This window comes from Sphingomonas sp. R86521 (assembly GCF_042466235.1).
GTDB lineage: Bacteria > Pseudomonadota > Alphaproteobacteria > Sphingomonadales > Sphingomonadaceae > Sphingomonas.
In genome coordinates, this window is the sequence record NZ_JAXHBY010000001.1 from 1,259,476 (window position 1) to 1,274,009 (window position 14,534).

Here is a 14,534-nt window from a genome sequence, read left to right on the forward strand (position 1 = left end):
AATGGTGGACGCACTTGGGCTCGAACCAAGGACCCGCTGATTAAGAGTCAGCTGCTCTACCAACTGAGCTATGCGTCCATGCCGGGCGGTTTGGGTGGCGCCGCTGGTGTGGCGCCCCGTGTCCGGGGAAGCGCGCTGTTAGCAGGCGGGGCGGGGGGCGCAACCCCTTTTTTGATTACCAGCCCACGGTCTTGCGGTTTTGGCGGTCGATCGACATCAGGATCGCCAGGCACAGCAGCACCGTCATCTGCGCCGAACTGCCGAAACTGACCAGCGGCAGGGGGATGCCGACGACGGGTGCCAGACCCATCACCATCGACAGGTTGATCGCAACGTAGAAGAAGATCGTGGTGGCGAGCCCTGCGGCGGTCAGGCGGGCGAAACGGCCGGTGGCGCGCTGGCCGACGTCGATGCCCCAGCGGATCACCAGCAGGAAGGCGAGGATCAGCAGGCAGCCACCGACCAGGCCCCATTCCTCGGCCATGGTCGCGAACACGAAGTCGGTATGGCCTTCGGGTAGATAGTCGAGGTGGCTTTGGGTGCCTTGAAGGAAACCTTTGCCCCAGATGCCGCCCGATCCGATCGCGATCTTGGACTGGCTGATGTGATAGCCGGTGCCGAGCGGGTCGCTTTCGGGGTCGAGAAAGATGAGCACGCGGTTGCGCTGATAGTCGTGGAGCAGGAAGTTGACGGCCAGCGGAGTCGCCACCGACAGCAGCAGCCCGCCGCCGATGAACAGGCGCAGCGGGATCCCGGCCAGGAACATCACGGTCGCACCGCCCGCGCAGATCATCAGCGCGGTGCCGAGATCGGGCTGCAGCATGACCAGCGCCGCCGGCACCCCGATCAGCATGGCCGCCGGCCAGATCGCGCTGAACCGCCGGGTCTCGCCGGGGGGCAGCATGTCGTAGAATTTCGCGCAGGCGAGCACGATCACTGGCTTCATGAATTCGGACGGCTGGAGGCGGATGAAGCCGAGGTCGAGCCAGCGTTGCGAGCCGCCCGAGACCTTGCCAAGCAGCTCGACCGCCAGCAGCGACACCGTGATGATCGCATAGGCGGGCAGCGCGGAGTCCTTCCACACCCTTTCGGGCACGCGAGACAGCAGCATGGCGCCGCCGAGCAGGACGAAGAAGCGGATGCCCTGCGACAGCGCCCAGGGCCTCAGCGAGCCTCCTGCGGCGGAATACAGCACCACCTGGCCGAAGCAGCCGATCGCGACGACCAGCAGCAGGACCTTCCACGGCAGCCGGGCGAGCGGTTCGGGGACGATCCGGGATCTCATGGTTCGCGGTCCGTGGAGCCGTCTTCGGCGACGGTGTTGCCGGGGGTGATCAAAGCGGCCTGGGTCGCGTTGGCCTGATCGGTGGCGCGTTCGACGGCGGGGGCGTCGCTGGGGACCAGCGCATCGGTCTTGGTGGCGCTGGCGGCCGGGGGCGGGGCCTGTGCGGCACGATAGGCGGCCGCCTGCGTCGCCATCCGCGTCCGGATGTCGCCGCCCCAGGTCGGCTCGCCCTCGGCCAGCGAGGCCATCGCGCGGTCGCGGTCGAACAGATAGGTCATGATGTCGCGGGCGATCTGTGGGGAATCGAGGTTGCGGACGGTGTGGCCGTTATGCTCCAGGACCATGCCGATGGCATAGCGGGGGTTGTCGGCGGGCGCGAAGCCCATGAACACGGCGTGATCGCGCAGCTTGAACGGCAGCTGGCCGTTCTTGAGCACGCCGGAGCGGCGTTCGGCCATGGTGATGCGGCGGACCTGCGCGGTGCCGGTCTTGCCCGCAAGCGCGATCCCGGGTGTCAGCATGCGCGCGGCGCCACCGGTGCCGCCGCCATTGACCACCCCGAACATCGCGTCGCGGACGATCGCGAGGTTTTCGGACTGGAGCGGCAGGATCGGCGCATCGCGGTCGATATGGCTGGCGAGGATGCTCGGGCGCAGATGCCGGCCCGAGGCGATGCGCGAGGCCATCACCGCCAGCTGCAGCGGATTGGCGAGCACATAGCCCTGGCCGATCGAGGCGTTGAGCGAATCCGCGACGGTCCAGCCGGCCTTGTACTTCTTCAGCTTCCACGCGCTGTCGGGGACGGTGCCGAAGCGCTGCGTCGAGAACGGCAGGTCGAATTTCTGCCCGAGGCCGACCATCCGCGCGATCGGCGCGACGCGGTCGTAGCCGAGGCGACGGACCATTTCGTAGAAATAGATGTCGCAGCTCTGCATGATCGCGTTCTTGAGATCGAGCGGGCCGTGGCCGCTCTTCTTGTGGCAATGGAAGATGCCGTTGCCGACCCGCATCGCGCCCGAGCATGAGACACGGGCATGCGGATCGACGCCATTTTCGAGCAGCGCGAGGCCGTTCATCGGCTTCACGGTCGAGCCGGGGGGATAGAGCCCCTGCGTCACCTTGTTCATCAAGGGCACGTGATCGTCGTCGCTGAGCATCTGCCATTCGAGATGGCTGATGCCGTCGGAGAAATTGTTGGGATCGTAAGCCGGCATCGACACCATCGCCAGCATCTCGCCGGTGCGACAGTCGATCACGACCGCGGAGCCGGAATTGGGGCCGAGCCGGCGTGCCGCGTAATCCTGCAGCCCGGCATCGATCGTCAGGCGTGCGGTCTTGCCGGGGACGTCGGGGCGGGTGGCGAGTTCGGCGACCAGCTTGCCACGCGCGGTAACCTCGACGCGCTTGGCGCCGGCGACCCCGCGCAATTCGGGTTCGAGCATCTTCTCGAGCCCGTCCTTGCCGAGCTTGAAGCCTGGCGTGACCAGCAGCGGGTCGTGGGTCTTCTTGTATTGTTCGACGTTGGGCACGCCGACATAGCCGGTCAGGTGCGCGACCGCGGCGCCGGCGGGATAGGCGCGGGCGAAACCGCGGGTAGGGGCGACGCCCGGGAGTTCGGGCAGGCGGACGCTGACCGCAGCGAACCGCTCCCAGTCGAGGTTTTCCGCGACCTGTACGGGTTGCAGCCCGACCGCATGGTCGAGGTCGATGCGGATCCGCTCCATCTCTTCGGGCGGCAGGCGCAGCAGGCGGCCGAGCAGGTCGAGCACGCGATCTTTGTCGCGCAGCCGTTCGGGGACGATGTCGACGCGAAAGTCGGTGCGGTTGTTGGCGATCGGGACGCCGTGGCGATCGACGATCCAGCCCCGCCGCGGGGGCAGCAGCGTCATGTTGACGCGGTTGCTCTCCGACAACGAGGTGTAGCGTTCATTCTGCGCGACCGAGATCCACGCCATCCGCCCGGCGAGCAGCAGCCCGACGGTGCCCTGTGCCGCGCCGAGCAGCCAGGCACGACGCGAAAAGCTGTACGCCTGCGACATCTCGGTCACGATGCGCGTGCGGCCGCTCAATCCTCGCCCCGCTTGCGTTCGACACGCGCGACGATCCGCGCCGCGAAGGGGAAGAGCAGGATGGTGACCATGATCTGCGCCAGTAGCACGGTATCGACATGCGAGCCGACCGGAACCGCCAGGAAACGACCGCCGATGATGACGCCGGCGATCAGTCCGCCGGAGATCAGCCAGTCCTGCCAATAGTCGCGGTACGCCAGGCGCTGTTCGAGCATGTCGATCGCCAGGAAGCACAGCGACCATAGCAGCACCGCGCTGCCGAGGGGCTGGCCGCTGACGAGGTCGTCGAACAGCCCGAGCGGTGCCGCTGCCCAGGGCTTGAACGCGAAGCGCGCCAGCAGTCGCCAGGCGAGCAGCATGACCAGCCCGAGCGGCGGCAGGATCGGGATCGTCGCGACTACGGGCACGATCGTAGCAAGCGACCCCAGCATCACCGTGCCCGCCGCGATCAGCCGCGCGCGGCGGGCGCCCAGAGTCGGTGCGAACGGGCGATAGTCGACGGTGTTGGGCTGCGCGTTCACGATACACTCACGGCGCGGGCACGGGTCCGGGCGGCGTCGGCGCGCGCGGCGGCATCGGCATGAACGCGCCCTCGACCAGTGCGAAGTCGAGCGTGTCCGGATTGGCGAAGGTGCGGGCCTCGACCGAATCCTGTCCGGCCTTCATGACTCGGGCGACGGGCACGCCGGGCGCATATATGCCCCCGATGCCCGACGAGACGAACAGGTCGCCGGCCGAGAACTTGACGTTAGTGGCGTTGACCGATCGGACGTCGACCATGCCGTCGCCGCGCCCTGCGACGATCGCGGGCAGGCCGTCGCGGGTGCGGCGGACCGGCACGATGCTGTCGGGATCGGTCAGCAGGAGGACGCGGGCGGCGTTGGGTCCGGTCTCGACGATGCGGCCGACCAGCCCGTCGGGGCCGCGCACCGGCATGCCGGGCCGGACACCGCTCCAGCGGCCGGCGTTGAGCAGCGCATAGCGGCGGCCGCTCGACGCGGTCGAACTGACCAGCCGCGCGGTGACGATCGGATCGACCGAACGGTCGCGGACCGCCAGCAGCGAGCGCAAGCGACGATTGTCATAGGCGATCGTCCGCGCCTTCATCAGCAGTGCGCGGGTGCGATCGACCTCCGCGTGCAGCGCGGCGTTTTCCTGGCGGACGAAGAAGAAGGTGCCGATCGTCCGCGGCACCGCGGCGGCGCCCGACCCGACCCAGGCAAGCCCGGACGAGACCGGCGTGGTGACGCCGGCGACCGTCATCCGCAGCGCCGAGAAGGCGGGCGGATTGAAGGTCGACATGACGAGCAACGCCGCGCCCACCACCACTCCGGCGATGGCGAGCACATAGCCCATGAACACACCATATTGCCGCCGCCGGGAAAATCCGGTGCGGCGGTCGCGGGCTGGCGCCATGCGCCTGTCCCCTCGTCCTTGCGCGCCGGTCGGCGGCGGGGACCGTCCCCGCCACCCTACCGACGCAATGCCAATCCGCCGTTCAGCCGCTCATCAGCACGCCGCGGAACAGCGGGTCCTCGAGCGCGCGACCGGTGCCGAGTGCAACGCAGGTCAGCGGATCCTCGGCGACCGTCACCGGCAGGCCGGTCTCGTCGCGCAGCACCTCGTCCAGCCCCTGGAGCAGCGCGCCGCCGCCGGTCAGCACGATGCCCTGGTCGACGATGTCGGCGGCGAGCTCCGGCGCGGTGTTCTCCAGCGCGACGCGGACGCCCTCGACGATCGTCGCGACCGGCTCGCTGAGCGCCTCGGCGATCTGGCCCTGGTTGATCTGGATTTCCTTGGGCACGCCGTTGACGAGGTCGCGGCCCTTGATCTGGATGATCATGCCGATGCCGTCGGCGGGCGGCTTGGCGATCCCGACTTCCTTCTTGATCCGCTCTGCCGTGGCTTCGCCGATCAGGAGGTTGTGGTTGCGGCGGACGTAGGACACGATCGCCTCGTCCATCTTGTCGCCGCCGACGCGGACCGAGGTGGTGTAGGCGAGGCCGCGGAGCGACAGCACAGCGACTTCGGTGGTGCCGCCGCCGATATCGACGACCATGCTGCCGATCGGTTCGGTGACCGGCATGTCGGCGCCGATCGCGGCGGCCATCGGCTCCTCGATCAGCCAGACCTGCGACGCACCGGCGTTGGACGCGGCATCGCGGATCGCGCGGCGCTCGACCTTGGTCGATCCCGACGGCACGCAGATCACGATTTCGGGCCAGCGCGCGAATTTCCGCGGACCGTGGACCTTCTGGATGAAATACTTGATCATCTGCTCGGCGACGTCGATGTCGGCGATGACACCGTCGCGCAACGGGCGGATCGCCTCGATATTGCCGGGGGTCTTGCCCATCATCATCTTGGCATCGTCGCCGACCGCCTTGACCCGCTTGACGCCGTTGATCGTCTCGACCGCGACCACAGACGGCTCGTTCAGCACGATGCCGCGCCCACGGACATAGACGACGGTGTTCGCGGTGCCGAGGTCGATGGCCATGTCATGCGACATGAATTTGAAGAAACGCGAGTAGAAGGCCATTCAATCAGGGTCCCGTAACCTGCCACCGCTACCGGCGACGCACATCGCAGACATCTCGCGATCCGCCGCTATCAGGCACGGGTGCTGGCGCTCCGTGCTGGGGCATTTGCGGCTCGCGGGATGCCGTCGCTTGGTCTAGACCATTACCCATGTCAATACGGCGTCTCCCCGAGCATCTGGTCAATCGTATCGCCGCCGGTGAAGTGGTGGAAAGACCCGCCAGCGCGTTGAAGGAACTGGTCGAAAACGCGGTCGATGCAGGCGCCACGCGGATCGCCGTGGTGCTGGCCGAAGGCGGGACGCTGCGGATCGAGGTCGCGGACGACGGCTGCGGGATGACGCCGGACGACATGGCGCTGGCGCTGGAGCGGCATGCGACCTCCAAGCTGCCCGACGAGTTCATCGAATCGGTCGTGACGCTGGGCTTTCGCGGCGAGGCGCTGCCGTCGATCGCGAGCGTCGCACGGCTGACGATCGAGAGCCGGGTGCGCGGCGCCGAGGGCTGGGCGCGGACGGTCGACAACGGCGTGGTGACGCGCGAGGGGCCGGCGGCGTTGCCCCCCGGCACGCGGGTGGTGGTCGAGGACCTGTTCGCGCGGGTGCCAGCCAGGCGCAAGTTCCTGCGATCGGCGCGGGCCGAATATGCGGCGTGCCTCGACAGCGTGCGGCGGCTGGCGATGGCGCGGCCGGACATTGCGTTCACGGTCGAGCATGATGGGCGGCGTGTGCTGTCCGCGAGCCAAGTCGAGGACCGGCCGGGGCGGGTGGCGACGCTGACCGACCGCGCGCTGGCCGACAGTTCGGTGGCGATCGACATGGAAAGGGAGGGGCTGGTGCTCGGCGGGGTCGCGAGCCTGCCGACCTACAATCGCGGGATCGCCGACCATCAATATCTGTTCGTCAACGGACGGCCGGTGAAGGACCGGCTGCTGATGGGCGCGATCCGCGGCGCCTATGCCGAGATGCTGCCGCGCGACCGGCATGCGGTGGTGGCGTTGTTCCTAGATGTGCCGTCCGACCAGGTCGACGTGAACGTCCATCCGGCGAAGACCGAGGTGCGGTTCCGCGATCCGGCGATGGTCCGCGGGCTGATCGTGTCGGGACTGCGGCGGGCGCTGGATGGTGCCGGGCATCGTAGCCAGCGCGCGCCCGAGGCGGCGCTGGCGATGTGGCAGCCGGAACAGACGGCTCCCTTTCCCCTGCGGGGAGAGGGTTGGGGTGAGGGGGTGCCGGACCGGCTCGCGCTCGCCGAGCGCAGCTACGGTTCGGTCAACGATACCCGCCCGACCTTCTTCTCGGCGCCCCCACAGGCCCGCGCCGAACCCGCCTGGACGCCGCCCCCTTCGACCAGCAGTTTCCCACTCGGCGTCGCGCGCGGGCAGGTCGCGAAGACCTATATCGTCGCCGAGGCCGAGGACGGGTTGATCCTGGTCGACCAGCACGCCGCGCACGAACGCCTAGTCCTCGAACGGATGCGCGCCGCGCTCAGCGGCGGGACGGTCGCGAGCCAGGCGCTCTTGATCCCGGAGGTGGTCGAGCTCGACGAACCTGCGTGCGACCGGCTGGAAGCGCGCGCCGCCGAACTGTCCGAATTCGGGCTCGACCTCGAACGCTTCGGTCCCCGCGCGATGCTGGTCCGCGCAACCCCGGCGATGCTCGGGCCGAGCGATCCCAAGGGGTTGGTCACCGATCTCGCCGACGAACTCGCGGCGTTCGACGAGGCGCTGTCACTGAAGGAGCGCCTCGACGCGGTGGCAGGGACGATGGCCTGCCACGGCTCGGTCCGCGCCGGGCGGATTCTGTCGGTGACCGAAATGAACGCGCTGCTCCGCGAAATGGAAGTCACCCCGCATTCCGGCCAGTGCAACCACGGCCGCCCGACTTGGGTGAAGCTGCAGCACGGGGATCTTGAGAAGCTCTTTGGTCGTAAATAAGGATTTAGAGCTTGGATTCGCTGCCTACTTACTCAAATGCCAAAAGACACGTGAGGCAGCTAACGCCCAATCGCTGCTGTTCGGATCGCACAGGTCTAACCGAATTGCAGACATTCCTCGTGACGGTATCGGCGGCGTTTGGCACTATGAGGAATTGTAATTGAACGACGGTTCGTCACTTTTTTGGGCTAGGATTACGCAATGCTAGAGCGCTTCCTACTCTTATCTGCCGCAGCTACTTCCGCGGCTGGCGCCTTGGCGCCAGAAATAGTAGTCACGAATTGCCCGGCGCACTTCGGGGGCCGCTTCGAGAACGAGCGCGAAAGCGCGGGACCTTACAAACTGACGTCCGCTCACTGTATCAACGCTAAAGGCAGTAACAGCTTGACCTCGCCGTCGATGGCCCCAGACGGCAGCGGCTTCGCATGGCTAAATCGCGACGAGGTTGTGATAGCGGATGTAAAGTCAGGACAGACAAGAACCTTCACCACTCACCTGGGCGACTCCGGTTTTCAGTCCCTTACAGGAGCGGAGCCGCCAATTGGATGGTCGAGTGACTCAAAGTCAGTATGGGCTGCCAAGCAGGAAGTGGCCTATCCCTCGCCCTTTCCTTTGTCAGGTCTGACGCTGATGCGTCTGGCGAGGGACGGTTCTACCTTGCCTACGAGCTTGAAGCCATTACCCGCTGGTCCTCTTGATGCCGTTCAATGGATACGGAACTCCCCAATGGCGCTGGTTCAGGTCGGAACCAATGGAAGTTACTACAGACCGCCCCACGCCGACCCGGCACCGGAACTGGCAATGATCGATGCCGCGCACGGTCAGGTTCTGGACCGCTTAGCGCTAAGTAGCTTGAGGTCGTTCAACCAGCGCAAGGCAGGGTTTGATGCTCGGTTTTCAATAGCGGCGGCAACGGCTGTGGTGGCGGCAGGCCGCATACGTTCAGTCGTCACGATCCGCAATCAAGATGGGGACACATGGGTTCGATGGATACAGGGTTTGCCACCTATCGAAGTAGTTTCTCCTTTTGGCAAGGAAAGACGTAACCGCTTGGTCCTTGTCCCATCGGGAAAGCAAGTCCTCAATACCCGTGAGTTACAGCCCGACGGCGTCCAGATCATTTGTGAGGTATGGAGCAGAAAGTGCCCTACAGTACCGCTGCCCCAACCGCGGACGGGTCCACTGCTGGAGCTTCGTAACTTTTATAATGGAAAGGTGCTGTGGTCGATTTCCACAACCGTGAAAGAATTTTGGAATGGAGACATTCTAGAAGTCAGTCCCGACGGACACTTTGCGCTTATCTCTTGGCCAGAGAAGAAGGGCGGAGTATTTCAAGTGGCCCTTGTCGACCTAAATAAGGGGGCGGTGGCGCAGTTCTTTCCGCTTGGCGCCTCAGGTGGTAGGGCTGGCTTCACAGCCAAAGGCAATAAGGTCTGGACTCAACTGACGAACGTGATTTCACTATATCAGCGTAGCTAGCTGACGCAAAGTCAGCGGCGATCTGCGGCAGCTATGACGTTCAGCCTCCCCATAAGCGGTCAGGCAGGATTTCACTAGGTCCGGACATTTGGCCTGCTGTCCCATGGGCTGGGTGGGTGGGCTCGAGCGAGGCGCGAAAATTGCAGCAGCCCAGCCTCCCTGATGCTAAAACGGCGAAAACCGTGCGCGGAACATGCTTGCAGTTGGGTTAAGGGATTGGTCCCGGAAGCCTGACGTATCGATGCGCGGGATGCGCTGTAGTACGACGCGTGACGCGGCTTCGTTCATCTTCTGGAAACCATTTTCGCGCCCGGGCATTTGAGCGGAGACCCTCTCACGAGTTCCCGCATCATGAAGCATCTGTTCCCCGTCTTCTTCGCGCTCATTCCGCTGGCCGCCGTCGTCGGCGCCTGCGTGACGTGTCCGTGAGGTAAGCGTCGCTCCCAAGGCGATACGAAAAGGGCCGCCCGGATTGCTCCGGACGGCCCTTTTTGCGTTTGGAGAAAAGCGTCGGGCTCAGCCCTGCGCCTCTTCCTCCTGGTCGCGCGGTGCTTCGGCGGTCGCGCCGGGCTCTGCGTTCGGATCGTAATCCTCGACGAAGCCGGCTTCGTCGCGCTCGAACATCGACGACATGACGTCGACGCCCGAAGCCTGCATCTCGGCCTCTTCAGGCGAGCGGGCGACGTTGACCTTGACGGCCACCGACACCTCGGGGTGCAGCGCAACCTTGACCGTGTAGACACCGATCGACTTGATCGGCTTGTCGAGCACGATCGCAGCCTTGGGCACCTTGTGGCCGTCGGCGTTGAGCGCGTCGACCAGGTCACGCACCGCGACCGAACCATAGAGCTGGCCGGTGTTCGATGCCTGACGGATCAGGGTGACGGTCGCGTCGGTGAAGGTCTTCGCCTCGGTCTCGGCATCGGAGCGACGCGATGCGTTGTCCGATTCGATACGCGCACGGTTCGACTCGAACACCTTGCGGTTTGCTTCGTTGGAACGAAGCGCCTTCTTGTTGGGAAGCAGGAAGTTACGTGCGTAACCGTCCTTGACCTTCACCACGTCGCCGATAGCACCAAGCTTTTCGACGCGCTCAAGCAGAATGACGTCCATGGGGGCGCTCCTTACTTAACGATGTAGGGCAGCAAGCCCAGATGACGCGCACGCTTGATGGCCTGGGCCAGTTCGCGCTGCTTCTTCGCGGCAACAGACGTGATGCGCGAAGGAACGATCTTGCCACGCTCGGACACGAAGCCCTGCAGCAACCGGACGTCCTTGTAGTCGATCCGGGGAGCGTCTTTTGCGGAGAACGGGCAGCTCTTGCGGCGGCGGAAGAATGGACGTGCCATGGTTATTCTGCTCCCTCTTCGCGATCACGGCGCGGGCCGCGCTCGGGACGATCGCCACGATCCGGACGGTCGCCACGGCCACCTTCACGGTCGCCACGACGCTCACGGTCGCGATCCTGCTTGCGCATCATCACGGTCGGGCCCTCTTCGAGGGTGTCGACCTTGACCGTCATGTAACGGATGATGTCTTCGTTGATCTGGGTCTGGCGCTCCAGCTCTGCGATCACGCTGCCCGGGGCATCGATCTCGAGCATGACATAGTGCGCCTTGCGGTTCTTGGCGATCTTGTACGCCAGCGAACGCAGGCCCCAGTTCTCGGTCTTGACGACCCGACCTTCGTTGTCGTTCACGATCTTGGTGGCGATTTCCGCCAGCGCGTCCACCTGCGCCTGTGCCAGATCCTGGCGCGCAAGGAACGTGTGCTCATACAGAGCCATGTCTCGTCCTTCGTTACCGATCGCTGATGCACGCCCCATGCGTACACCCCTCCGGCTGTCGTTCGAAAATTCGCATTCGAAATGCAAACAGGGGCGAGAGACGCGAATCTCTCACCCCGGTTGCAGAGCGCCTTACCCGATTGTCGGGGAAAGGCAAGGTTGCCGCGCCCGGTTTCCCTCCGGCTTCGTCATCCTGACGAAAGTCAGGACCCAGAGCCGGAACTGCCGCCGCCCGTTACCCTGGATCCTGACTTTCGTCAGGATGACGGGGCTATGGGGATGGGAGCGCCCCTGCGACGCTCTCACGTCCACGCGTGCCGCTTACCGGAACGCGCCGCCACGAACCTGGACCACGTCGCCGCGGCCGTTGATCAGGATCGCGTCGCGACCCGAACGGACCCACTGGCTGCCGCGCGGCGGGGCCGACAGGCGGTAGTTCTTGTAGGTCGTCACGACGCGGTAGTCCTGCGCGTAGCGACGGTCGAAGCGCTGGCCGGCGCGCCAGTTGCGATACTGGGTCGGGCGGACCACGGTCTTCTTGGTGACCACGGTGCGGCCGTTCGGGCCCTGGCGGACGGTAGTGGTTTCGTGACGCACCTGTGCAGATGCAGGCGCGGCGGCGATCAGCGGGCTGGCGACCAAGGTCGTGGCGATCGCGCTGAGAATGAACTTGTTCATGATATACTCCCGTTTGTAACGGCGCCTTCTACGCGGCGTCGGAACCCTATCTGGCGTCCATCTGTCGCAGGCGATTGTCGCCAACGAGCGGAAATGGTCGCGGAATGTCGCAACCCGTTCATGTCTGTTCAGGTCTGGGGGGCCGTTCAGGTTGCATGTGACCGCGCACCTTTCTAGGGCGCCCGACCAAAGGAGAGGTACATGCGCGCGTTCATTTTCCCGGGGCAGGGCAGCCAGGCGGTCGGCATGGGCAAGGCGCTGGCCGACGCCAGTGCGACCGCGCGCGAGGTCTTCGCCGAGGTCGACGAGGCGCTCGGGCAGCATCTGTACCGGTTGATGAGCGAAGGCCCGGCCGAGGACCTGCTGCTGACCGAGAACGCGCAGCCCGCGATCATGGCGAACGCGATCGCGACCTTGCGCGTGCTCGAGAAGGAGGGCGGCATCCGGCTGGCCGACAAGGCGGACTATGTCGCGGGGCACAGCCTGGGCGAATATACCGCCTTGTGTGCCGCGGGTGCGCTCGATCTGGCGACCACGGCGCGGCTGCTGCGGCTGCGTGGCCGCGCGATGCAGGCGGCGGTGCCGGTCGGCGAAGGCGCGATGGCCGCCCTGCTCGGTGCGGACCTGGAGAAGGCGCAGCTGATCGCGGGCGCTGCGGTCGATTCGATCCTGGCAGAGGGCGGCGCGGAGCTGGTCTGCACCGTCGCCAACGACAATGATCCGTCGCAGGTGGTGATCTCCGGGCATCGCCTGGCGATCGAGCGTGCGATCGCGCTGGCCAAGGACCTGGGCGCCAAGCGCGCGGTCCTGCTCCCGGTCTCCGCGCCGTTTCACTGTTCGCTGATGCAGCCGGCCGCCGACGCGATGGAGGCGGCACTCCTCGACGCCGACCTGCGCGCGCCGCTGGTCCCGGTGTTCGCCAACGTCGACGCCGTCGCGGTGGCGGATCCGGGCGCGATCCGGGTCGCGCTGGTCCGGCAGGTGACTGGGATGGTGCGGTGGCGCGAATCGGTGCTGGCGATGCAGGCGGCTGGCGTCGAGCGGTTCGTCGAATTCGGCGGCAAGGTGCTGGCGCCTATGGTCAAGCGTACTGCGCCGGATGTCGATGCGGTTAGCGTTGTGACGATGGATGATATCGAGGCTTTGGTTAAGACGATGTAGGTTCGAGTTTTATCGCGCAGAGGCGCAGAGGACGCAGAGACCATGAAGGATATCGATGCGATCAGCGGCGATGTGCTGGATGTTGCTTTACGGTTGCATCGGGATTTGGGGCCCGGGTTGCTCGAAAGCGTGTATGAAGCTGTTCTCGCTGCGCGGCTGGAGGCGATGGGCTACACCGTTGCTCGGCAACGGTCTGTCGACATCGAATTCGAAGGCATCCGGATCGAGGGCGCGTTCAGGATCGACGTGCTGGTCGACGAGCGTTTGATCATCGAGATCAAATCCGTCGAGAGGCTGCTTCCCGTCCACGCGAAGCAACTGCTGACGTATCTGCGATTGACCAAACAGCCCGTCGGGCTGCTGATAAACTTTGGAGGCGAAACGTTGAAGGAAGGTGTCCGCCGCCTGGTCAACAACCACCAGCCCTCTGCGTCCTCTGCGCCTCTGCGCGAAAAAATCTGAAATCGGAGAGTAGAATGTTCGACCTTACAGGCATGACCGCGCTGGTGACCGGCGCTTCCGGTGGGATCGGTTCGGAGATCGCCAAGGCGCTCGCCGCACAAGGCGCGCGGTTGGCGGTTTCTGGGTCCAATGCAGACAAACTCGAGGCGTTTCGCGCCAGCCTGGGCGGTGATCATGTCGCTTTGCCGTGCGACCTGTCGGACGGCGCGGCGGTGGATGCGTTGGTGCCGCAGGCGGTGGCGGCGCTGGGGCGACTCGATATTCTCGTCAACAATGCCGGCGTGACGCGCGACAATCTGGCGATGCGGATGAAGGATGAGGAGTGGGATACCGTGATCCGGGTCAATCTGGAGGCGGCGTTCCGGCTGATCCGGGCGGCGGCCAAGCCGATGATGAAGGCAAGGTTCGGGCGGGTGGTGTCGATCACGTCGGTGGTCGGGCAGACCGGCAACCCGGGGCAGGCGAACTATGCCGCGTCGAAGGCCGGGCTGGTCGGGATGTCGAAGGCGCTCGCGCAGGAGCTTGCGAGCCGCAACATCACCGTCAACTGCGTCGCGCCCGGCTTCATCGCGTCGGCGATGACGGATGCGCTCCCGGAGACGCAGAAGGTCGCGCTGACCGCACGCATCCCGGCGGGGAAGCTCGGCGAGGGGGCTGACGTGGCTGCCGCGGTGGTCTACCTTGCCAGTCGCGAGGCAAGCTATGTCACCGGTCAGACCATTCATGTGAATGGCGGCATGGCGATGGTGTGATACCCCGGTCCCCGTTCGGTTCGGCGTCGATTTGGCGCTGGTCGGGGCAAGGGACCGGATGAAGTGACGCTTGCCACGAAACGGACCCCGTTCTACGGGCGTTCAGGAACAACGAATAACCCCCAGAGCATAGAGGGAACGAACATGAGCGAGACCGCAGACCGCGTGAAGAAGATCGTCGTCGAGCATCTCGGCGTCGAAGCCGACAAGGTGACCGAGGACGCGAGCTTCATCGACGACCTGGGCGCGGACAGCCTCGACATCGTCGAGCTGGTCATGGCGTTCGAGGAAGAGTTCGGCGTAGAGATCCCCGACGATGCCGCCGAGAAGATCGCGACCGTCAAGGACGCCATCACCTATATCGACGAGCATAAGGCTTAAATCAG

Annotated in this window: 15 protein-coding genes and 1 tRNA gene; 6 read left to right on the top strand and 10 right to left on the bottom strand. The window is 65.4% G+C overall.

From position 1 onward, the window contains the following. Nucleotides 1-2: 2 nt before the first annotated feature. From SJY20_RS05815 to SJY20_RS05840, 6 genes are all read right to left on the bottom strand, one after another. A tRNA-Lys gene (locus SJY20_RS05815) sits at nucleotides 3-78 on the bottom strand. A 97-nt stretch (nucleotides 79-175) separates the two neighbouring features. Beyond that, entirely contained in the window at nucleotides 176-1,285 is a 1,110-nt protein-coding gene (gene rodA, locus SJY20_RS05820; protein ID WP_380785655.1) for a rod shape-determining protein RodA, read from the bottom strand. Then, the gene (mrdA, locus tag SJY20_RS05825) at nucleotides 1,282-3,324 is read right to left on the bottom strand and encodes a penicillin-binding protein 2 (RefSeq protein WP_380788584.1); all 2,043 of its coding nucleotides are present in this window, start codon (nucleotides 3,322-3,324) and stop codon (nucleotides 1,282-1,284) included. Before mrdA ends, rodA begins: the two co-directional genes overlap by 4 nt. A gap of 26 nt (nucleotides 3,325-3,350) precedes the next feature. Further along, nucleotides 3,351-3,875, bottom strand: coding sequence for a rod shape-determining protein MreD (locus tag SJY20_RS05830; RefSeq protein WP_380785656.1), 525 nt, complete (start codon nucleotides 3,873-3,875; stop codon nucleotides 3,351-3,353). A 7-nt stretch (nucleotides 3,876-3,882) separates the two neighbouring features. After that, entirely contained in the window at nucleotides 3,883-4,770 is an 888-nt protein-coding gene (gene mreC, locus SJY20_RS05835) for a rod shape-determining protein MreC (RefSeq protein WP_380785657.1), read from the bottom strand. Nucleotides 4,771-4,852: 82 nt separating this feature from the next. Then, nucleotides 4,853-5,896, bottom strand: coding sequence for a rod shape-determining protein (locus SJY20_RS05840; protein ID WP_147080455.1), 1,044 nt, complete (start codon nucleotides 5,894-5,896; stop codon nucleotides 4,853-4,855). 149 nt (nucleotides 5,897-6,045) lie between these two features. Between SJY20_RS05840 and mutL the strand changes: the two genes are divergently transcribed. Together mutL and SJY20_RS05850 are read left to right on the top strand one after the other, a co-directional pair. Beyond that, nucleotides 6,046-7,830, top strand: a complete 1,785-nt coding sequence (gene mutL, locus SJY20_RS05845; RefSeq protein ID WP_380785658.1) for a DNA mismatch repair endonuclease MutL — start codon at nucleotides 6,046-6,048, stop codon at nucleotides 7,828-7,830. Between the two features lie 726 nt (nucleotides 7,831-8,556). Then, the gene (locus SJY20_RS05850; protein ID WP_380785659.1) at nucleotides 8,557-9,309 is read left to right on the top strand and encodes a hypothetical protein; all 753 of its coding nucleotides are present in this window, start codon (nucleotides 8,557-8,559) and stop codon (nucleotides 9,307-9,309) included. A 516-nt stretch (nucleotides 9,310-9,825) separates the two neighbouring features. On the opposite strand, the gene rplI is transcribed toward SJY20_RS05850, so the two are convergent. From rplI to SJY20_RS05870, 4 genes are all read right to left on the bottom strand, one after another. After that, the gene (gene rplI / locus SJY20_RS05855) at nucleotides 9,826-10,422 is read right to left on the bottom strand and encodes a 50S ribosomal protein L9 (RefSeq protein WP_380785660.1); all 597 of its coding nucleotides are present in this window, start codon (nucleotides 10,420-10,422) and stop codon (nucleotides 9,826-9,828) included. A gap of 11 nt (nucleotides 10,423-10,433) precedes the next feature. Further along, nucleotides 10,434-10,658: a 30S ribosomal protein S18 gene (gene rpsR, locus SJY20_RS05860; protein ID WP_031393978.1), complete on the bottom strand. Its 225-nt coding sequence runs from the start codon at nucleotides 10,656-10,658 to the stop codon at nucleotides 10,434-10,436. A gap of 2 nt (nucleotides 10,659-10,660) precedes the next feature. Continuing rightward, the gene (gene rpsF / locus SJY20_RS05865; RefSeq protein WP_147080461.1) at nucleotides 10,661-11,095 is read right to left on the bottom strand and encodes a 30S ribosomal protein S6; all 435 of its coding nucleotides are present in this window, start codon (nucleotides 11,093-11,095) and stop codon (nucleotides 10,661-10,663) included. 321 nt (nucleotides 11,096-11,416) lie between these two features. Further along, nucleotides 11,417-11,773, bottom strand: coding sequence for an RcnB family protein (locus tag SJY20_RS05870; protein ID WP_380785661.1), 357 nt, complete (start codon nucleotides 11,771-11,773; stop codon nucleotides 11,417-11,419). 201 nt (nucleotides 11,774-11,974) lie between these two features. On the opposite strand from SJY20_RS05870, the gene fabD reads away from it, so the two are divergent. The 4 genes from fabD (at nucleotide 11,975) to SJY20_RS05890 (ending at nucleotide 14,529) form a co-directional block, all read left to right on the top strand. Then, complete coding sequence (gene fabD / locus SJY20_RS05875; protein ID WP_380785662.1) at nucleotides 11,975-12,934, top strand: ACP S-malonyltransferase; 960 nt, start codon at nucleotides 11,975-11,977, stop codon at nucleotides 12,932-12,934. A 42-nt stretch (nucleotides 12,935-12,976) separates the two neighbouring features. Next, nucleotides 12,977-13,396, top strand: coding sequence for a GxxExxY protein (locus SJY20_RS05880; RefSeq protein ID WP_380785663.1), 420 nt, complete (start codon nucleotides 12,977-12,979; stop codon nucleotides 13,394-13,396). Nucleotides 13,397-13,410: 14 nt separating this feature from the next. Then, the gene (gene fabG, locus SJY20_RS05885; protein ID WP_380785664.1) at nucleotides 13,411-14,148 is read left to right on the top strand and encodes a 3-oxoacyl-[acyl-carrier-protein] reductase; all 738 of its coding nucleotides are present in this window, start codon (nucleotides 13,411-13,413) and stop codon (nucleotides 14,146-14,148) included. Nucleotides 14,149-14,292: 144 nt separating this feature from the next. Beyond that, the gene (locus SJY20_RS05890) at nucleotides 14,293-14,529 is read left to right on the top strand and encodes an acyl carrier protein (RefSeq protein WP_031393971.1); all 237 of its coding nucleotides are present in this window, start codon (nucleotides 14,293-14,295) and stop codon (nucleotides 14,527-14,529) included. The last annotated feature ends 5 nt before the right edge of the window (nucleotides 14,530-14,534 follow it).